The 20,302-nt window shown below is 61.1% G+C and carries 15 protein-coding genes and 2 tRNA genes; 10 read left to right on the forward strand and 7 right to left on the reverse strand.

Annotated elements, in window-relative coordinates; all coding sequences use genetic code 11:
• Positions 1-113 precede the first annotated feature (113 nt).
• The 7 genes from J2Y83_RS23095 to J2Y83_RS23125 all read left to right on the forward strand — a co-directional run bounded on the left by J2Y83_RS23095 (position 114) and on the right by J2Y83_RS23125 (position 9,834).
• Positions 114-190, forward strand: a tRNA-Met gene (locus J2Y83_RS23095).
• 287 nt (positions 191-477) lie between these two features.
• Positions 478-1,521: an HlyD family secretion protein gene (locus tag J2Y83_RS23100; protein ID WP_253398579.1), complete on the forward strand. Its 1,044-nt coding sequence runs from the start codon at positions 478-480 to the stop codon at positions 1,519-1,521.
• 2 nt (positions 1,522-1,523) lie between these two features.
• Positions 1,524-4,265, forward strand: coding sequence for a ribosome-associated ATPase/putative transporter RbbA (gene rbbA, locus J2Y83_RS23105; protein WP_253398581.1), 2,742 nt, complete (start codon positions 1,524-1,526; stop codon positions 4,263-4,265).
• 1 nt (position 4,266) lies between these two features.
• A complete protein-coding gene (locus tag J2Y83_RS23110) occupies positions 4,267-5,391 on the forward strand; it encodes an ABC transporter permease (protein WP_253398583.1) in 1,125 nt (374 codons plus the stop codon).
• A 175-nt stretch (positions 5,392-5,566) separates the two neighbouring features.
• A tRNA-Met gene (locus J2Y83_RS23115) sits at positions 5,567-5,643 on the forward strand.
• Positions 5,644-5,911: 268 nt separating this feature from the next.
• Positions 5,912-8,554 carry a bifunctional lysylphosphatidylglycerol flippase/synthetase MprF gene (mprF, locus tag J2Y83_RS23120; RefSeq protein ID WP_253398584.1) on the forward strand — a complete coding sequence of 881 codons (2,643 nt, stop codon included), beginning with the start codon at positions 5,912-5,914 and terminating at the stop codon, positions 8,552-8,554.
• A complete protein-coding gene (locus J2Y83_RS23125) occupies positions 8,554-9,834 on the forward strand; it encodes a virulence factor family protein (RefSeq protein ID WP_253398586.1) in 1,281 nt (426 codons plus the stop codon). Before mprF ends, J2Y83_RS23125 begins: the two co-directional genes overlap by 1 nt.
• Positions 9,835-9,952: 118 nt before the next feature.
• Here J2Y83_RS23125 and recJ read toward each other — a convergent pair whose 3' ends face one another.
• Complete coding sequence (recJ, locus tag J2Y83_RS23130) at positions 9,953-11,662, reverse strand: single-stranded-DNA-specific exonuclease RecJ (RefSeq protein WP_253398588.1); 1,710 nt, start codon at positions 11,660-11,662, stop codon at positions 9,953-9,955.
• 57 nt (positions 11,663-11,719) lie between these two features.
• Complete coding sequence (locus tag J2Y83_RS23135) at positions 11,720-12,262, reverse strand: YaeQ family protein (RefSeq protein ID WP_247396803.1); 543 nt, start codon at positions 12,260-12,262, stop codon at positions 11,720-11,722.
• A gap of 148 nt (positions 12,263-12,410) precedes the next feature.
• On the opposite strand from J2Y83_RS23135, the gene J2Y83_RS23140 reads away from it, so the two are divergent.
• The gene (locus J2Y83_RS23140; RefSeq protein ID WP_253398596.1) at positions 12,411-13,610 is read left to right on the forward strand and encodes a CaiB/BaiF CoA transferase family protein; all 1,200 of its coding nucleotides are present in this window, start codon (positions 12,411-12,413) and stop codon (positions 13,608-13,610) included.
• 16 nt (positions 13,611-13,626) lie between these two features.
• Entirely contained in the window at positions 13,627-14,496 is an 870-nt protein-coding gene (locus J2Y83_RS23145; RefSeq protein WP_253398598.1) for a TIGR02285 family protein, read from the forward strand.
• A gap of 170 nt (positions 14,497-14,666) precedes the next feature.
• Here the strand turns inward: J2Y83_RS23145 and J2Y83_RS23150 are convergent, their stop codons facing one another.
• Positions 14,667-14,951, reverse strand: coding sequence for a DUF3509 domain-containing protein (locus J2Y83_RS23150; RefSeq protein WP_247396797.1), 285 nt, complete (start codon positions 14,949-14,951; stop codon positions 14,667-14,669).
• Between the two features lie 313 nt (positions 14,952-15,264).
• Here J2Y83_RS23150 and J2Y83_RS23155 point away from each other — a divergent pair, with 313 nt between their 5' ends.
• Positions 15,265-15,486, forward strand: a complete 222-nt coding sequence (locus J2Y83_RS23155) for a hypothetical protein (RefSeq protein WP_253400439.1) — start codon at positions 15,265-15,267, stop codon at positions 15,484-15,486.
• A gap of 95 nt (positions 15,487-15,581) precedes the next feature.
• On the opposite strand, the gene thrC is transcribed toward J2Y83_RS23155, so the two are convergent.
• The 4 genes from thrC to xerD form a co-directional block, all read right to left on the reverse strand.
• Positions 15,582-16,991: a threonine synthase gene (gene thrC, locus J2Y83_RS23160; protein ID WP_253398599.1), complete on the reverse strand. Its 1,410-nt coding sequence runs from the start codon at positions 16,989-16,991 to the stop codon at positions 15,582-15,584.
• 67 nt (positions 16,992-17,058) lie between these two features.
• Positions 17,059-18,363 (reverse strand): homoserine dehydrogenase, encoded by a 1,305-nt coding sequence (locus J2Y83_RS23165; RefSeq protein WP_247396790.1) that lies wholly within the window; start codon positions 18,361-18,363, stop codon positions 17,059-17,061.
• Between the two features lie 129 nt (positions 18,364-18,492).
• Positions 18,493-19,224, reverse strand: coding sequence for a thioredoxin fold domain-containing protein (locus J2Y83_RS23170; protein ID WP_010207987.1), 732 nt, complete (start codon positions 19,222-19,224; stop codon positions 18,493-18,495).
• A gap of 156 nt (positions 19,225-19,380) precedes the next feature.
• Complete coding sequence (gene xerD, locus J2Y83_RS23175; RefSeq protein ID WP_253398601.1) at positions 19,381-20,277, reverse strand: site-specific tyrosine recombinase XerD; 897 nt, start codon at positions 20,275-20,277, stop codon at positions 19,381-19,383.
• Positions 20,278-20,302: the final 25 nt, after the last annotated feature.

The following is a 20,302-nucleotide window of genomic DNA, read 5'->3' on the forward strand; positions in this document are numbered from 1 at the left end:
CCGTAGCCCTTTCCCAAACCGTGATGGAGAGGTAAGCGATTGAACCACAAGCGCTTTTCTTCGATTCATAGGTTGACACCCCTGCGTTCCGCTGTAGAATGCCGACACACAGACGCGGGATGGAGCAGTCTGGTAGCTCGTCGGGCTCATAACCCGAAGGTCGTCGGTTCAAATCCGGCTCCCGCAACCAGTTTTAAGTACACGTCAAACACCGCCACGACCTCACCGTCGCGGCGGTGTTTTCGTTTGTGTCGACTTTAACGACTGAAGACTGAGGGCGATGGCCGCGCCCGGTTTCAGCTCGATTGTTTGATAAAGATCAACGTTATGTGCAGCCCTCGATTGGTAACGTCTACCACGATGGGCAAACGCCGGTATTCACCAGCAACAACGTGATCACGTTTGCGTCTCGCCGCCCGACAGGTGCATGTGTGCGCCTCAATCGACCCTCACGCCCCCACGTTTAAGGATCGGATCATGACGGCCAGCCCGAGTAACGATGCAAAGTGGTCTTGGCGGCGTGTCACAAGGATTGTTCTGATCCTTGTCATCGTCTTGGCAGCCGGCGCCGGTGGCGCCTGGTACTGGTGGCAAAGCCAGCAAGGCAAGTTGCCCGAGGGCATTGTCTCCGGGAACGGCCGCATCGAATCCGACCAAATCGACATCGCCGCGAAGTTGGCCGGACGCGTGCGCGAGGTGCTGGCCCGGGAAGGTGACCTCGTCACCGAAGGCCAGGTGCTCGCCCGCCTCGATACCACGGAGTTGCAAGCGCAACGCGCCAAATATGCCGCCGACGTGGCATCCGAGGAGGCCTCGATGCTCGAGGCAAAGGCGACGGTCGTGCAACGGCAGGCAGAACTGACCCTCAAGGAAGCAAAGCTGCGCCGCGCCCTCAAGCTGATCGTCACCGGGGCGATCAGTGAGGACAACCGCGATGAGGCGCAGGGCGAACGCGATTCTGCGCGCGCCGTTCTCGACGCCGCGCAGCGGACCGTGACCGCGCGCGAGCGTTCGGTGGTGGCCGCACAAGCCCTGGTTAATCAGACCGACGCCCAGATCGCCGACACCATTCTGGTGGCGCCCGTGCAGGGGCGCGTTCTGTATCGTCTCGTCAACCCCGGGGAAGTCGTTTCGGCGGGCGGAAAGGTGCTGACGATCATCGACCTGTCCGAAATCTACATGGAGATTTATCTCCCCTCCGAACAGGCCATGCGCGTAACGATCGGGTCGGCCGCGCGAATTGTGTTCGACGGCGCCGACTTCGCCGTCCCGGCCAAAGTAAGTTTCGTGTCGCCGGACGCGCAGTTCACCCCCAAGCAGGTCGAGACGCGCAGCGAGCGCGACAAGCTGATGTTCCGGGTCAAGCTGCGCATCCCGCCAAGCCTCATCGCGCGCCACCTCAACCAAGTGAAAACGGGGACCCGCGGCATCGGCTATGTGCGCCTCGATCCGAACCCGCCCAATTGGCCGGACACCCTGCAAAAGCGCATTCAGGCCGATCCTGTTGATGCCGAGGATTGACAATGGAGGCTCGCGCAGCGCTGATCGCCGAGGTTTCCAACGCGACTCATGCCTATGGCAAGGTTCTAGCGCTCGACAATGTCTCGCTCGCACTGCCAAGCGGCCAGATGACGGGCATCATCGGCCCTGACGCCGCCGGCAAGTCCACGCTGCTCGGCCTGATCGCCGGCGCGCGGAAGATGCAGACCGGATCAGTCGAGGTCCTCGGCGGCAGCATGAGCAATGCCCGGCATCGCCGCTCCGTCTGCACACGCATTGCCTATATGCCGCAAGGGCTCGGTAAAAACCTCTATCAGGAAATCAGCGTCCGCGAGAACCTGGCCTTCTTCGCCACCCTCTTCGGCCTGTCCGCGTCGGAACGTGAAGCACGCACACGGCGTCTGGCGGCCGCGATCGGCTTGCTGCCGTTTCTCGATCGACCTGCCGGAAAGCTGTCGGGCGGCATGAAGCAAAAGCTCGGCCTGTGCTGCGCGCTCATTCACGACCCCGACCTGCTCATTCTCGATGAGCCGACGACCGGCGTCGATCCGTTGTCGCGCCGACAGTTCTGGGACCTGATCAGCGAACTGCGGCGCGAGCGTCCGACGATGAGTGTCGTCATTTCCACCGCTTATATGGACGAGGCGAGCCAATGCGATTGGCTCATCGCGATGGATCACGCACGCGTGCTTGCCTGCGGCACTACGGACGAGCTGCGCACGAAGACCGGCCAGCAAGACATGGAAGCGGTGTTTGCCGCCCTGCAGCCGGGGCAAAAATCGACGGCGCAGCGCTTCGTCATTCCGCCGCGCCAACCAGGCAGCGAGGCGCCGGTCATTGTCGCGAAGAATCTGACGCGCCGCTTCGGCAGCTTCACCGCGGTCGATAACGTCAGCTTCGCCATCGAGCGCGGAGAAATCTTCGGCTTCCTCGGTTCGAACGGCAGCGGCAAGACCACGACCATGAAGATGCTGACCGGACTACTGGCACCGAGCGAGGGGGAGGCCGAGGTGTGCGGAAAACCTGTCGATGCCAACGACCTGTCGGTCCGCCAGCGCGTCGGCTTCATGTCGCAATCGTTCTCGCTCTATGGCGAACTCACCGTGCGGCAAAACCTGCGTCTGCATGCACGCCTTTTTCATCTGGCCGCGGACCAGGCTAACGCGCGTATCGCCCAGCTCATGGTCGATGTCGGCCTTGTCGACTATGCCGACACCGAAGCGAACTCGCTGCCGCTCGGTGTGCGCCAGCGCCTCTCACTGGCCGTGGGGATCGTGCACGACCCCGAGTTGCTGATCCTTGACGAGCCCACTTCGGGCGTCGATCCGTTGGCACGCGATGAGTTCTGGCGCTTGCTCGGCGACCTCTCGCGAACCCGCAATGTCACGATCTTCGTCTCCACGCATTTCATGAGCGAGGCCATGCGCTGCGACCGCATCTCATTGATGCATGCGGGTCGTGTCCTCGTCTGCGACACGCCGCAAAACGTCATTACCTCCAAGGGCAGCGCGAACCTCGAAGAGGCGTTCATCGCCTATATCGAGGCTGCCGAGCCGTCTACGCCCGCGCCCCCCGTGGCCGATGCCGAAGCGCAGACCCAGCAGGATGCGGCGGCGTTGTCGCCCAGCCGCTCGACCTTCATGCCGCTGCGCCGCCTGCTCGCCTTTGCCAAGTGCGAGACGTTGTCGCTTGTACGCGATCCGGTGCGGCTTGCCTTCGCTTTCCTTGGCTCCCTCATCATGCTGTTGATCTTCGGTTTCGGCGTCTCCAGCGATGTGACCAATCTCACCTATGCGGCCTTCGACCACGACGACACGCCGGAGAGCAGAGCCTATCTCGCCAATTACTCGAGCTCTCGATACTTCATCGAAAAGACGCCGATCCACAGCGTCGACGAAATGCAAAGGCGCCTGAAGTCGAACGACATCACACTGGCCCTCGAAATTCCACCTGGCTTCGGGCGCTTGGTAAAGCGCGACTCGGATTGGCAGGTGTCGGCCTGGATCGACGGCGCCAACACCTCGCGCGCCGCGACCATCGAGGGTTACGTGGAATCGGCGCACAATCTCTTCGCCGAAGAGAGAAAACGGCAGTCCAGCGACGTAGCGAGCACGAAACCGACGACCAGCATCGTGATCCGCAACCGTTACAACCCGACGGCCGAGAGCATCTATGCGATCGGACCGGCCGTGCCGGCGATGTTGCTCATGATGTTTCTCGCCATTCTCACAGCGGTCAGCGTTGCCCGCGAAAAGGAGATCGGCACGATCACGAACTTCTATGCCACACCCACGACGCGCCTGGAGTTCCTGGTCGGCAAGCAACTGCCCTATATTGGCGTCGGCATGATCAATTTCTTCATCATGACCGCGACCGTGCTATTCATCTTCGATGTTCCGCTGAAGGGCGACGGTCTCGCACTGACCCTGGGCGCGCTGTTCTATGTGGCGGCGGCCACCGGTTACGGGCTGTTCATCTCGACCTTCACCTCGAGCCAGGTCGCAGCGGTGTTCGCCGGAGCGGTGCTGTCGATGCTGCCGACCATGCAGTTCTCCGGCATGATGCAACCCGTCTCGACGCTTGAGGGCGGCGCTCGCCTCATGGGGTACCTCTGGCCGACGAGCTATTACATGCACATGAGTGTCGGTGCGTTCACCAAGGGACTTGGCTTCACCGACATGGTTAACGATCTGCTCGCGCTGACCCTGTTTTGCCCGGCCTTCTTATTGCTGTCCGCGCTGCTCCTGCGCAAACAGGAGAAATAAGATGCAGAGTCTCTCCAACATTTTCTGGCTCGGCGTCAAAGATCTGCGCACCCTCTCGAAGGACCTGATGATGATCCTCTTCATCATCTATTCCTTCGGCCTCAGCATTTATATGCAGTCGACCGGAGCCGGCGAGACCGTCAACAATGCCTCCGTGGCGATCGTCGACGAGGACCACTCCAGCCTGTCGCGATCGATTGCCGGGCTGTTCTATCCCCCGTACTTCCAGGCGGCCAAAATGATCAGCGCCGCCGACATCGATCGCGGCATGGACAACGGTCTTTACACCCTCGTCGTCGTCATTCCTCCGCGCTTTGAAGCGGATGTGCGCAAGGGGCGCGATATTGAAGTCCAGGTCAACGCGGACGCCACCGCAGTCCAGCAAGCGTCATTGGGGTCGGGCTATATCCAGAACATGGTGAGCGAAGAGGTCACGCGCTACCGACAGGAGATGGCGCAAACCACCGGGCTCTCCTCGGATCTCGTCATCCGCCGCGCGTTCAATGCCAACGGCACGCAATCCTGGTTCCGCGCGATCGTCGGCCTTGCCGATCAGTTGTCGATGCTGATCATTATCCTGACCGGCGCGGCGCTCTTGCGCGAGCGGGAGCACGGCACGATCGAGCACCTGCTGGTGATGCCGTTGACGGCCTTCGAGATAGCACTCGCCAAAGTATGGTCGAGCGGGTTGGTGATCTTCGTCGGCTTCATCTGCTCGCTGTTATTCGTGGTCGAGGGTCTCCTCGACGTTCCGATTGCCGGCTCGCGCGGCGTCCTGCTGCTCGGCACCCTCATCTATATCTTCGCCACGGCAGCGATCGGCATCTTCCTCGGCACCCTCGCCCGCACCATGGCGCAATTTGCCCTGCTGATGATGATGGCCGTCATGCCGATGATGATGCTGTCGGGCGGCATGTCGCCGATCGAGAGCCAGCCGCAATGGGTCCAGTACGTGACGTGGTTTTTCCCGTCGCGGCACTATGTGAGCTTCATGCAGGCGATCGTGTATCGAGGCGCGGGACTCGACATCGTCTGGAAAGAGTTCGTGACGGTCCTGGTGATGGGCGTGACGTTTCTCGCGGCGAGTTTGCTGCTGTTCCGTCAGTCCGTTGCGACCTTGCGGTAAGCCTTTTCTTGTACCGGCCTGTTTTAGGTCGAGACGATTGTCCGACAAAAAGCCTTTCCCTTACGCGCACTTACTCCACATAGTCGAGATTCAACGGTCAATTCACACTTATTTGACCCATCGGCCCATTAACGGTTGACACCCCGCCGCTTGGCTGTAGAATGCCGCCCACAGACGCGGGATGGAGCAGTCTGGTAGCTCGTCGGGCTCATAACCCGAAGGTCGTCGGTTCAAATCCGGCTCCCGCAACCAAACATCAAAAAAGGCTACTCGAAAGAGTGGCCTTTTTTGTATCCGGCAAAAAAAGTTCTTCTGAAACAATGGTATGGCATCTTTCATGAAACCGTAGACGGTTCGTGGAGTCCATTTCATCGCACGCTAGGCTTAATCCTTCTACGACCAATGGCCGCAGTCGCCGCATCCGGTGATCCGCGTTAATATTTGTAATTATTTTGTCCATAGGGATTGGTAACTTGGCTGGATACCCCCATCCTGTCGCGCACAATCCACGAGGTGATTGATGCGCGCCAACTCGTCTGAACCACAAGACTCCGTCACAGCGACACAACCGATCACTCCCACCCGTTTGCGCTGGCTGGATCTGTTAAGCAAGTATCGGCAACCCATCGGGCTGGCCGTGACGCTGCTGCTGTTCGCAATCGCCCTGATCGCCTGCCGACACCTGCTGCTGGAACTGGATCTCTACGCCCTCCACGACTCGATCCTGGAAGTGCCCAAACCGGCCTTGCTGGGCGCGCTAGCTGCCGCCATCGGCGGTTTCATCATTCTATTGGGCTATGAGTTTTCCGGCGCGCGCTATGCCGGGGTGAAACTGCCCGCCAAGACCCTCGCCCTCGGCGGTTTTACCGCCTTTGCCATCGGCAACGCCATTGGCCTGTCGATGCTCTCGGGCGGTTCGGTGCGTTACCGTTTATATGCGCGCCATGGCATCGGGGCTTCGGAAGTCGCCCACATGACCGTGTTCGCCAGCCTCGCACTGGGCTGCGCCCTGCCGCCGCTGGCTGCATTGGCCACCTTGAGCAACTTGCCCGCCGCTTCCGCTGCCCTGCATGTGTCGCAAGGCTTGCTCGGCGCTATCTCCGGTGCCGTGTTGCTGCTGTCGGCCGCGCTGTGCATCGGTATTTATCGCCGGCGCCTGCCAGAACAACCCTACCCGGACAACCTGCTGGTCAAGATTGGCCGTCGCACCCTGCGCCTGCCCGGTCGGCGCCTGACGCTCCTGCAACTGATCATCACCGCCCTGGACGTCGCCGCTGCCGCCACCGTCCTTTATATGCTGCTACCGGAAGCGCCACCCTTCGGCCCGTTCCTGCTGGTGTACCTGCTGGCGCTGGCCGCCGGCGTACTCAGCCATGTGCCGGGTGGCGTCGGGGTGTTCGAGGCGATCCTGCTCGCGGCCTTTGCCGACAAACTCGGTGCCGCGCCATTGGCCGCCGCCCTGCTGCTGTATCGCATGATCTACGTGGTGCTGCCGCTGCTGATCGCCTGTGTGTTCCTGTTGATCAACGAGGCCCAGCGCCTGTTCCAGACCCAGCAGAGTCTGCGCGTGGCTTCGGGCCTGGCAGCGCCGGTGCTGGCCGTACTGGTTTTTTTGTCCGGCGTGGTCCTGCTGTTTTCCGGCGCTACGCCGGAGATCGACTCACGCCTGGAAAACATCGGCTTCCTGATTCCCCACCGCCTGATTGACGCCTCGCACTTTGGCGCGAGCCTGATCGGCGTGTTGTGCCTGCTGTTGGCCCAGGGTCTGCGTCGACGCTTGTCGGCGGCCTGGATGTTGACCATGGTGCTGCTGCTGACCGGCGCCCTGCTCTCACTGCTCAAGGGCTTCGACTGGGAAGAAGCCAGCCTGATGACCATGACTGCGGTGTTGCTGGCGATCTTCCGCCGCTCCTTCTACCGCGCCAGCCGCTTGACTGAATTGCCGTTCTCGCCGCTGTACCTGGTGGCCAGTGTGTGCGTGCTGGGAGCGTCTATCTGGCTGCTGCTGTTTGCCTATCAAGATGTACCGTATAGCCACCAATTGTGGTGGCAGTTCACCCTCGACGCCAACGCCCCGCGCGGCCTGCGCTCGCTGCTGGGGGCTGCGGTGCTGCTGGTGATCGTGTCGCTGACCTGGCTACTGCGTACCGCGCGCCCGGTGATCCACCTGCCGACGCCGGAAGAAATGGAACGCGCCACCAAGATCCTGATGGCCTCATCGCAACCCGACGGCGGCCTGGCGCTGACCGGCGACAAGGCGCTGCTGTTCCACCCCAACGACGAAGCCTTCCTGATGTACGCCCGTCGCGGGCGCAGCCTGGTGGCCCTGTACGACCCGATCGGCCCGACCCAACCCCGTGCCGAGATGATCTGGCAGTTCCGCGACCTGTGCGACATCCACCATGCGCGCCCGGTGTTCTACCAGGTACGCGCGGAAAACCTGCCGTACTACATGGACATCGGCCTGACCGCGATCAAGCTGGGCGAAGAAGCCCGCGTCGACCTGAAACGCTTTGACCTGGAAGCCAAGGGCAAAGAGATGAAGGATTTGCGCTACACCTGGAACCGTGGAACCCGGGACGGCTTGTCTCTGGAAATCCACGAACCGGGCACGGCGCCGATGGACGAACTCAAGGTCATTTCCGACGCCTGGCTGACCGGCAAGAACGTGCGGGAAAAGGGCTTTTCCCTGGGACGTTTCAGCGACGACTACCTCAAGCACTTTCGCATCGCGATCATTCGCTTCGAAGGGCACCCGGTTGCCTTCGCCAACCTGCTCGAGACCTACAACCACGACCTGGCCAGCCTCGACCTGATGCGCGCCCACCCCGACGCGCCTAAGTTGACCATGGAATTCATGATGGTCGGCCTGATTCAACACTATAAGAATCATGGTTATGCTCGCTTCAGCCTCGGCATGGTGCCATTGTCGGGCCTGCAACCTCGCCGTGGCGCGCCGCTCACCCAACGCCTGGGCTCGATGGTGTTCCGTCGTGGCGAGCAACTGTATAACTTCCAAGGTTTGCGCCGCTTCAAAGACAAGTTCCAGCCTGACTGGGAACCCCGTTACATGGCCGTGCCCGCAGGACTTGATCCGCTGGTGGCACTGGCCGATACCGCCGCCCTGATCGCGGGCGGCTTGACTGGATTGGTGAAACGCTGATGATTCGACGCTCCTGGCGGTATGTATTGGCTTCTGTGGTGGTGCTCGCCGTAGCCCTGGGCGGCGGCTATTGGTACTGGAACCGCCCTGCCCCGCAGCCGACCCTGGAGCAGTTGCCCCAGGCCGATGGCTCGGTGATGACCCGCGTGACCCCCGCCGGCACCCCCAAAGCCCGCGTGGCCGTGGCGGTAATGGCCGACGAGACCCTGACCGACAGCCAACTGATTGCCCTGAGCCAGGGCGGCAAAGCGCAAATCGTCCAGGTGATCCTGCCCAAGGATGACTGCACGCTGCAGCAACAGGCACTGCAAGGCGCCCTGAGTCAGCTCAAGGGCCCCGCGACGCTGGTCAGCGGCATCGGCCCTGGCGCCGCCCTCGCCTGGCGCTGGCTGGCCACACAGAACAACGACAAGGCCAATGCCATCTCCGTCGGCTTCGCCCTGGTACAGGAAGGCTGTAAAGACCCACTGCCAAAGACCGCCGCCCACGGCAACTGGCTGGTGGCATGGAACGACAACCCTGACGATGAAAGCGCCAGTTTCGTGCGCGACACACCCCGCGCCACCACCAGCATCAGCGACTACGACATTCACTACCCGCAAGTGCTGAATAACGAACTGCGCAAGCAACTGGTGGGGTCGGACAACGGCGGCCTGGCGATTCCGGTCGTGGAAGTCCCCGCCGGCCAGGCCAAGGACACCGTGACCCTGTTCCTCTCCGGTGACGGCGGTTGGCGTGACCTCGACCGCGACGTCGCCGGTGAAATGGCCAAGATCGGCTACCCGGTCGTAGGCATCGACACCCTGCGCTACTACTGGCAGCACAAGACCCCGGAGCAAAGCGCCAAGGACCTCAGCGAGCTGATGCAGCACTATCGGCAGAAATGGGGCACCAAGCGCTTTGTGCTGACGGGTTATTCGTTCGGCGCCGACGTATTGCCGGCCATCTACAACCGCATGCCGGAAAACGAGCAGCAGCGCGTCGACGCAATCATCCTGCTGGCGTTCGCACGCACCGGCAGCTTTGAAATCGAAGTGGAAGGCTGGCTGGGCAACGCCGGCAAAGAAGCCGCGACCGGCCCTGAAATGGCCAAGCTGCCGGCGGACAAGGTGGTGTGCATCTACGGTGCCGAAGAAGTCGACGAGAGCGGCTGCACCGACAAGACCGCCGTGGGCGAAGCGATAAAACTACCAGGCGGGCACCACTTCGACGAGAACTACCCGGCGCTGGCCAAGCGCCTGGTGGATATCATCGTCAAGCACCAGGCCAAGACTGAGTAATCCTACGCTGTACGCAAAACCCAATGTGGGAGGGGGCTTGCTCCCGATAGCGATAGGTCAGTCATACCGCTATCGGGGGCAAGCCCCCTCCCATATTGGTTTGTGGTGTGGGTTGGAACTAGCGCGGTTCGATATGCGCAATCATCAACTGCACGGTTTCCTGGCCACGGAACTCGTTCACGTCGAGCTTGTAGGCCAACTCCACCCAACGCACGGTCGGGTTCGGCCAGACCTCACGGTCCACCCCAAACGCAATACCGTCGAGTTTCACGGAGCCGCATTCGCTCTTGAGCACCACTTTCAGGTGCCGCTCCCCCACCACACGCTGCTCTACCAACTGAAACACCCCATGAAACAACGGCTCGGGGAAGTGCTGCCCCCATGGGCCGGCATGCCGCAGCGCGCGCGCCAACTCCAGGTGAAACTCTTCCACCGCCAGGGTGCCGTCGGACAACAGCCGCCCGGTCAAGTCTTCTTCGCGCAGTTGCCGACGCACTTCGGCATCAAAGGCTTCGGCAAACAAGGGGAAGTTCGCCTCGGGCAATGTCAGGCCGGCCGCCATGGCGTGGCCGCCGTATTTGCTGATCAGGTTGGGATGCTGGCTCGCCACCACCGCCAGCGCATCGCGGATGTGAAAGCCCTGTACAGAGCGGCCTGAGCCCTTGAGCAGGCCATCACCGGCGTCGGCAAAGGCGATGGTCGGACGGAAATAGCGCTCTTTCATGCGCGACGCCAGAATCCCGATCACGCCTTGGTGCCACTCCGGGTCGAACAGGCACAAGCCATACGGCATCGACTCCAGCGGCAAGTCCTTGAGCTGGGCCAGGGCTTCGCGCTGCATGCCTTGTTCGATGGATTTGCGGTCCTGGTTCATGCCGTCCAGTTGCGCGGCCATTTCCCGTGCGGCGGCGAAATCCGTGGTGAGCAGGCATTCGATGCCCAGGCTCATATCGTCCAGGCGACCGGCGGCATTGAGCCGTGGCCCGAGGATAAAACCGAGGTCGGTGGACGTGATGCGAGCATGGTCACGCTTGGCCACTTCGAGGATCGCCTTGATCCCCGGCCGCGCGCGACCGGCGCGGATGCGCTCCAGGCCCTGGTGGACCAGGATGCGGTTGTTGGCGTCCAACGGCACCACGTCGGCGACGCTGCCGAGGGCGACGAGGTCGAGCAACTCGCCAAGGTTCGGCTGCGGTTTGTTCTCGTACCACCCCAAACTGCGCAAACGGGCACGCAGGGCCATCAAGACATAAAAGATCACCCCAACCCCGGCCAGCGCCTTGCTGGGAAACTCACAGCCCGGCTGGTTGGGGTTGACGATGGCATCCGCCGCCGGCAATTCATCCCCCGGCAAGTGGTGGTCGGTCACCAGCACTTTGAGCCCCGCCGCCTTCGCTGCCGCCACGCCTTCGACGCTGGAGATGCCGTTATCCACGGTGATCAGCAACTGCGGCTGGCGCTGCAGGGCCACGGCGACGATTTCCGGCGTCAGGCCGTAGCCGTATTCGAAGCGGTTGGGCACCAGGTAATCGACATGGGCCGCACCGAGCAAGCGCAGGCCCAGGGTGCCCACCGTACTGGCGGTGGCGCCATCGGCGTCGAAGTCGCCGACGATAAGGATGCGCTGGCGTTGCTCCAAAGCCGTCACCAGCAGGTCTACCGCCGCGTCGATGCCCTTGAGTTGTTGATAAGGGATCAACCGCGCCAGGCTCTTGTCCAGTTCGGCCTCTGTCTCTACCCCGCGCGCGGCGTAGAGGCGGGTCAACAGCGGTGGCAGTTCACCGAGAAACGGCAGGACAGCAGGTAACGGGCGAGGATCGATACGCATGGGACGCTGGGGAATTCTCTGTAGGGGAAATATTAGCGGCAGGCTTCAAGCGCTAGCTCAACCGCGCTCGCCGACCAGCCATTGCAGTTGCACTTCGTGCTGGCCGCGGTCGTCGGTGACGAAGATCGTGCCTTCGCTGATCATCACATCCCACTTGATCACGCGGGGCATGTCCTTGGCCAAGGTCTCGAGGACTTCTTGCGGTACGGCAGCGATGTGTACGTTTTTCAGGTTTTTCGCCACCGGAACCACTTTGCCTTCCCACACGCGCAGGCTGCCGTAAGCCAGCAGACTGGTGCGTTCGGTGCGACGCGAGCACCAGGTCAGGCGGTCGGCATCGGGCTGGCCGACTTCGATCCAGTGCAAAACCCGATCATCCAGACTTTTTTCCCACAGGGCTGGCTCGTCTACATCTGACAGACCACGGCCGAACGACAGTTGCTCGTTGTACCAAAGGGCGTAGGCCAGCAGGCGCACGGTCATGCGCTCTTCGGTTTCCGAAGGGTGGCGGGCGATGGTCTGTTTGACGCTCTCGTACACCGAGCGATCGAGGTCGGTGAGGTTGAGTTCGAATTTGTAGGTCGTGGACGGCTGGGCCATGAACGGACTTCTAGAGACAGGAAAAGGCTGGCAGTCTAACCGATGGCGAGGCTATTCAACGAATGCTGCGCTGCATCATCCTTATCCCTGCGCCCCTCGGCTATGTTAAAAGGCATTACACCACTGTGCTGCGTATGAAAGGTTCCTCATGTCGTTTAACGCCAAACCGCTTGCCGGCCTGAAGGTCATCGAACTCGGCACCCTGATCGCCGGCCCGTTCGCCTCACGCATTTGCGCCGAGTTCGGCGCCGAAGTGATCAAGGTCGAATCCCCGGACGGCGGCGACCCGCTGCGCAAATGGCGCAAGTTGTACGAAGGCACCTCGCTGTGGTGGTTCGTGCAGGCGCGCAACAAAAAATCACTGACGCTGAACCTCAAACACCCGGACGGCCTGGCGATCCTCAAGCAGTTGCTGGCGGACGCCGACATCCTGATCGAAAACTTCCGCCCCGGCGTCCTGGAAAAGCTCGGCCTGAGCTGGGACATCCTGCACGCACTGAACCCGAAGCTGGTGATGGTGCGCCTCTCGGGCTTTGGCCAGACCGGGCCGATGAAAGATCAGCCGGGGTTTGGCGCGGTCGGCGAATCGATGGGCGGGCTGCGTTACATCACCGGTTTTGAAGACCGCCCGCCGGTGCGCACCGGTATTTCCATCGGCGACTCCATTGCCGCCCTGTGGGCGGTGATCGGCGCGCTGATGGCGTTGCGACACCGCGAGGTCAACGGCGGGCTGGGCCAGGTGGTTGATGTGGCACTGTATGAAGCCATCTTCGCCATGATGGAAAGCATGATTCCGGAGTTCGATGTGTTCGGGTTCATTCGCGAGCGCACCGGTAACATCATGCCCGGCATCACACCGTCCTCGATCCACACCAGCGCGGACGGCAAGCATGTGCAGATCGGCGCAAATGGCGATGCGATCTTCAAACGCTTCATGTCCGCCATCGGCCGCGAGGATTTGGCCAACGACCCGCAATTGGCCAGTAATGACGGGCGTGACGAGCGCCGCGACGAGCTGTATGGCGTGATTGATCGCTGGGTCAATTCGCTATCGCTGGAACACGTGATCGAGCAGCTCAACAAGGCTGAGGTGCCGGCCAGTCGCATCTACAGCGCCGAAGACATGCTCGGGGACCCGCAATTTCTGGCGCGGGAAATGTTCCTCAACGCGCAACTGCCCGACGGCAAGGCCTTCAAGATGCCAGGTATCGTGCCCAAGCTCTCCGACACGCCGGGCAGTTGTGAGTGGGTGGGGCCGCAACTGGGCGAACACAACAGCGTGGTACTGGGAGAGTTGGGCTATGACGCGGCTGCCATCATCCGCTTGCGTGAGCAAGGAGCGATCTGATGGTGCGCTCAAGATAGTGGCTCGCCGTTGGCTGTTGCGCCTGTGCGCCCCTTTGCTGGGACTTTTGCCGCTGCCGACCCAGGCGGCGCAAACCTTGATCTGGCTGGTGCGAGACCTGCCACCACTGACGATCTTCGACGGTCCGCAAAAAGGCCAGGGCGCCATCGACGAATTGTTGCCGATGCTGATGGAGCACCTGCCGGAGTATCAGCACCAGGTCCAGCACGTCAACCGTGCCCGGAGCATGCAGATGCTCCAGGCGCCCTCCCTCACCTGCGACCCTACCCTGATGTGGACGCCGGAGCGGACCCAATGGATTGTATATTCCGACCAGGCGTTTTCCGTGGTGAGCAATGGCGTGGTCGTCCGCCAGCAAAACCGGGACGTGTTGGCGCCCTTTGTTGCGCAAGGCAAGGTCGACCTGGAAGCGATGCTACGGGACAAGAGCACACGCCTGGGCATCATCGCCGAGCGCAGTTACGGGCCATTCATCGACGGCATGTTGCGGCATGGCGACACGCACAATCGGGTGATGCACTACGGCAACGACGCCTTGGGCAGCCTGCTGCAAATGCAGCGCCTGGGACGCCTGGAAGGGGTACTGGGTTACTGGACCGAAATTCGCTATCACGCATTGCAGCAAGGTATTGATCCCGAGGCGCTGGCGTTTTATCCGATTGCCGGCACCACGCCCTATCAGCACATCCATATCGGCTGTTCGGATACGCCCGAGGGGCGCCAGGTCATGGCGCGTATCAACCAGTTGCTGGGCGACCTGCCGCAGGCGCAGTTGCTACGTTCCTACGCGTCATGGCTCGACCCGGCCCTGCGTGAGCAATACCTGCTGGACCATCAGCGATTCTATGAAGAAGCGCCCACCCCGTGATAAATCGCGGGCAAAAAGAAACCCCGAAGAGTGGGGAGACACTTCGGGGTTAAACGTGGCCTACAAAGACCAGTACAGCAAGTCACAAACACCGGAGCACAATGTCTGCTCTTGCTGTTACTAAATCAGACCAGCCACGCAGTAGGAAGTTTCCGCGGATAAACAATTCTTCATGCGAGGGCGCTGCTGCGGGTCTGGGCAGCATTGCGCAAGGCGGCGATCACCGAGGGTTCCAGGCGCCCTTCGGCAATTTTCAGGTCGCGCAGCAGGCAATCCACGACATCCACCAGCACGCGCTTGTCGGTCAGTTGCGCCCGGTCGACATCACGCTCGACCACGATAGCACCGGCAGGATTCTTTACGGTCACCAGGCACTCGCCCTGCACACCGGCGGTGGTCAGCGTAACCTGATAAGGGCTCAGCGCTTCTTCGAGCAATAGGCGGATACTTTCCATTTCGATCACCACTCAATAGTTCGGGAACAATCGCTTCAACGGGGGCTGCCTCTCTCCTAAGTGACTGGTTGTGACGTAGGAAAGTTCGCTTTTTCGTCTTTATGGAGCCGTCAGGGAGTGACTTGATCCAGCATGCGCTTGCAACATGACAACGAAAAAACGGCCGCACATAACTGCTTACCCAATGGGTTGCCGTTTCAGGGTTCGCCCTGCAGCGCGGCTGAGGGTGAACCCTATACTCAGTAAGCGCTGATCACGCTGTCACACAGCTAGAAGTGCATGTCAAAGGCCCTTATTGCTAAGGATGAACATGATGGTGGAACACAACGAACAACAAGCGTCGATGGAGAAGATGCATGCTGATGTATCTCGCATCTATGCCGAAATTTCACGCATGCATGCCGAGCAAGGCAAGCTCAACGCGGAGTCCTTGAAGATAACCTGTGAGACGTTTTGGTACCCCATGGGTGTAGCGATGGCCGTTGTCGCAACAATTGCTTCAATTACCGGAATGGCCATTAAATTACTGTTGTAACCAGCACACTGTCGGGCCTGCCAGAAAAAAAACGCCGCTGACCCAAGGAAGGGAAAGCGGCGTTTTTGTCTGCGCCGAAGCGCCAGCAGTTTGCCTTACAGCGGCTTACCACGATTGCCATGCTGGCTGACAAACGCCTGCATCGCCTTCAAGTCATTCGGCAGCACGGTGCAACGTTCTTCGCGCTCGAACAAGTCGGCCAGATGCTCCGGCAACTCCAGCGCCTTGCCAACACCCGCTTTCTCCACCGCTTCCGGGAATTTGACCGGGTGCGCGGTGCCGAGGATTACCATCGGAATGTCCAGGCTGCGACGGCATTCGCGCGCGGCCTTCACGCCGATAGCGGTGTGCGGGTCCAGCAGCTCGCCGGTCTGGGCATAGACTTCAGCGATGGTTTCGCACGTTTGTGCATCGTCCACGGCCAGGGAGTCGAACAGCTTGCGGGTTTCGGTCCAGCGCTCTTGATCGACGCTGAAACCACCACCGCTCTTGAAGCTGTTCATCAGCTCGGCGATGGCAGCGCCGTTGCGACCGTGCATGTCGAACAGCAGGCGTTCGAAGTTCGACGACACCATGATGTCCATCGACGGCGACAGTGTGGCGTGCAGGGTTTCCTTGACGTACTGGTTGCCGCTCATGAAGCGGTGCAGGATGTCGTTGCGGTTGGTAGCGACGATCAACTGGTTGATCGGCAGGCCCATGTTGCGCGCCAGGTAGCCGGCGAAGATATCGCCGAAGTTGCCGGTCGGCACCGAGAACGACACCGAACGTGCCGGGCCACCCAACTGCAGCGCGGCGTGGAAGTAGTAGACGATCTGGGCCATGATCCGCGCCCAGTTGATCGAGTTCACCGCGACCAGGCGCGTACCCTTGAGGAAGCTCTGGTCAGCGAAGCTGTTCTTGACCATTTCCTGGCAGTCGTCGAAGTTGCCTTCGATGGCGATGTTGTGGATGTTCTCACCAAAAATGGTGGTCATCTGCCGACGCTGTACTTCCGACACACGCTTGTGCGGGTGCAGGATGAAGATGTCGACGTTTTCGCAATGCTTGCAGCCTTCGATGGCCGCCGAGCCAGTATCACCGGAGGTGGCGCCGACGATCACCACGCGCTCGCCGCGCTTCTCCAGCACGTAATCGAGCAGGCGGCCCAGCAGTTGCAGGGCGAAGTCCTTGAACGCCAGGGTCGGACCGTGAAACAGCTCAAGGACCCACTCGTTGCCATTCAGTTGGCGCAGAGGCGCGATGGCGCTGTGGGAAAACACGCCGTATGTCTCTTCCAGGATCTTTTTGAAATCCGCATCCGGAATGCTGCCGGTGACGAACGGGCGCATCACCCGGAACGCCAGTTCGTGATACGGCAGGCCGGCCCAGGAAGCGATTTCTTCCTGGGTGAAGCGTGGCAGGTTTTCCGGCACGTACAGGCCGCCGTCGGTGGCAAGGCCTGCCAACAGGACGTCTTCGAAATTCAGGGCCGGTGCCTGGCCGCGGGTGCTGATGTAACGCATGACTGGCTCCTCAAAAACATTCTCGAACAGAGGCCGCCGATCACACGGGGCCCCTGGAACAAATCGGTTAGTTCAGGTGTTCGACGCGAATCCGTACCACCGGCCCCACTACGCCTTGCAAGGCTTCCAGGGCGGTGATGGCATCGTTGATGTGCTGCTCAAGCACGCGGTGAGTCAGCAGGATCATCGGCACCTGGCCGTTCTGCTCCTCGACTTCCTTCTGCATGATCGACTCGATGTTGATGCCGCGCTCCGACAAGATGCTGGCAACCTGGGCCAATACGCCCGGGTGATCCTTGGCCTGTATCCGCAGGTAGTAGGCGCTTTCGCACGCTTCGATCGGCAGGATCGGGTGGGCCGACAGCGAATCCGGCTGGAAGGCCAGGTGCGGCACGCGGTTTTCCGGGTCGCAGGTCATGGCGCGAACCACGTCCACCAGGTCGGCGATCACCGACGAAGCGGTCGGCTCCATGCCGGCGCCGGCGCCGTAGAACAGGGTCGAACCGGCGGCGTCACCGTTGACCATCACGGCGTTCATCACGCCATTGACGTTGGCGATCAGGCGGTCGGCCGGGATCAGTGTCGGGTGTACACGCAACTCGATACCGGCCGGTGTGCTGCGCGCCACGCCCAGGTGCTTGATGCGGTAACCCAGGGCTTCGGCGTAGTTCACGTCGGCAGTGGTCAGCTTGGTGATGCCTTCGGTGTAGGCCTTCTCGAACTGCAACGGGATACCAAAGGCAATGGACGCGAGGATGGTCAGCTTGTGCGCCGCGTCGATACCTTCAACGTCGAAGGTCGGGTCGGCTTCGGCGTAACCCAGGGCCTGGGCTTCGGCCAGCACGTCTTCGAAGGTACGACCCTTCTCGCGCATTTCAGTGAGGATGAAGTTACCGGTGCCGTTGATGATGCCAGCCACCCAGTTGATGCGGTTGGCGGACAGGCCTTCACGGATCGCCTTGATCACCGGGATACCGCCAGCCACCGCGGCTTCGAACGCCACGATAACGCCCTTCTCACGCGCCTTGGCGAAGATCTCGTTGCCATGCACGGCGATCAGCGCCTTGTTGGCAGTGACCACATGCTTGCCGTTTTCAATCGCCTTGAGCACCAGCTCGCGGGCCACGGTATAGCCGCCTACCAGCTCGATGACGATATCGATGTCAGGGTTGGTCGCCACGGCGAAGACATCGTTGGTAATCGCAATACCGGTCGTTTCGAACTGAGGCTTTGGCGAACGCGTGGCAATCTGCGCCACTTCAATCCCGCGCCCTGCACGGCGGGAAATTTCTTCAGCATTACGCTGAAGTACGTTTAAGGTGCCGCCACCGACGGTCCCTAACCCACAGATGCCTACTTTGACCGGTTTCACTGAAGAACTCCCCATGAAACGGCCGACGCGAGGTCGGCCGTGGAAAACAGCCGCACAACCGCGGCTTTCAATTAATGGCCCATCGACTTATCGAAGGGCCATGATCGTCAAAGGTTCGACGATGCTGGTTTATTTGGCACTCAGTGCCAGTTTGGCAACTTGCGGTGCCGGCTGATAGCCCGGAATCACCTGGCCGTCAGCCAAAACGATGGCCGGTGTACCGTTCACACCAATGGACTGGCCCAGGGCAAACTGCTTGGAAACCGGATTGGCGCACTTGGCCGCCTTGATTTCCTTGCCGTCGACCATCTTGTCCATGGCCGCTTTCTTGTCGGCCGAGCACCAGACTGCCTGCAACTGCTCGTCACCCGGCGAGCCCAGGCCCTGGCGCGGGAACGCGACATAGCGCACTTCCACACCGAGCTTGTTCAGCGCCGGCACTTCGGCGTGCAGCTTATGGCAGTACGGGCAGGTGGTGTCGGTGAACACGGTAATGTGCGTCTTGGTCTCGCCGATGGCCGGGTAGACCACGGTTTCAGCTACCGGAATGCCGTTGATCAGCTTGGACACGCCCAGCCGCTCGGCTTTCTCGGTCAGGTTGACCGGTTTACCGTCCTTCAACTGGAACAGGTAGCCCTGGACAATGTACTGGCCGTCGGCACTGGCATACAGCACGCGGCTGCCCTTGAGCTTGACTTCGTACAGGCCGGCCATCGGGCTGGCACTGATGCTTTCGATCGGTGTATCGAGTTGCAGGTTGGCCAGGCTCTTGCGAATGGTCTGCTCGGCAGCGTCATCGGCGAAGGCAAAGGTGGAAACCAACGCAATGGCTGCGGCGGCAATAATCTGGGTCAAGCGCATGGGAACTCCTGAAGGCAGATGCAGGGACAGGCGTGCGGAACACCGATCTGAAAACACGGGGCTGTAATCACAAGTCACGCCGTACCCTTTGCTAACCGGCAAAGCCTACCACAGTTGGGCCGCAGGGCAGCCCGTGGCGGGATAATTTGGCGGTTTTCAGCCACGCGGATGGTGCTTGGCATGCATATCCTGCAAGCGCGCTCGTGCCACATGGGTGTAGATCTGGGTTGTGGATAAGTCGCTGTGGCCAAGGAGCATTTGCACCACGCGCAAATCCGCGCCGTGGTTGAGCAAATGCGTGGCAAATGCATGGCGCAAAGTATGCGGCGACAGGCTCTTGCCGATCCCCGCCACCTTGGCCTGGTGCTTGATGCGGTGCCAGAAGGTCTGGCGGGTCATCTGCTCACCGCGCAGACTGGGGAACAGCACATCACTGGGGCGCCCACCGAGCAGCTCACCGCGCGCATCGCGCATGTAGCGCTCGACCCACACAATCGCTTCTTCCCCCATCGGCACCAACCGCTCCTTGCTGCCCTTGCCCATCACCCGCAGCACGCCCTGGCGCAGGTTGACTTGCTCAAGGGTCAGGCTGATCAGCTCGGTCACCCGTAGGCCGCAGGCGTACAGCACTTCGAGCATGGCACGGTCGCGCTGGCCAATGGCTTCGCTCAAGTCCGGGGCGGCGAGCAAGGCGTCGACATCGGCTTCCGACAGGGATTTGGGCAATGGCCGACCCAATTGCGGCATATCGACCTGTAACGTCGGGTCGAGGGCGATGAGTTTTTCCCGCAGCAGGTAGCGATAAAAGCCACGCACACCAGAAAGGAATCGGGCTGTGGAACGCGGCTTGTAGTTCTGCTCCAGACGCCAGGCCAGGTGATCGAGGATCAACTCACGTCCGGCATTGATCAGCTCCAGGTTTTTTTCCTGCAACCAGCCGTTGAACAGGGCCAGATCGCTGCGGTAGGCCTGGCGGGTGTTGTCCGACAGGCCTTTTTCCAGCCATAGGGCGTCGAGGAAGCGGTCGATCAGAGGGTGGTCGATGGCGGGCATGTGGGCTCAGGTTGACGACTGGATT

It is taken from the genome of Pseudomonas marginalis (genome assembly GCF_024169655.1).
GTDB lineage: Bacteria > Pseudomonadota > Gammaproteobacteria > Pseudomonadales > Pseudomonadaceae > Aquipseudomonas > Aquipseudomonas paraveronii.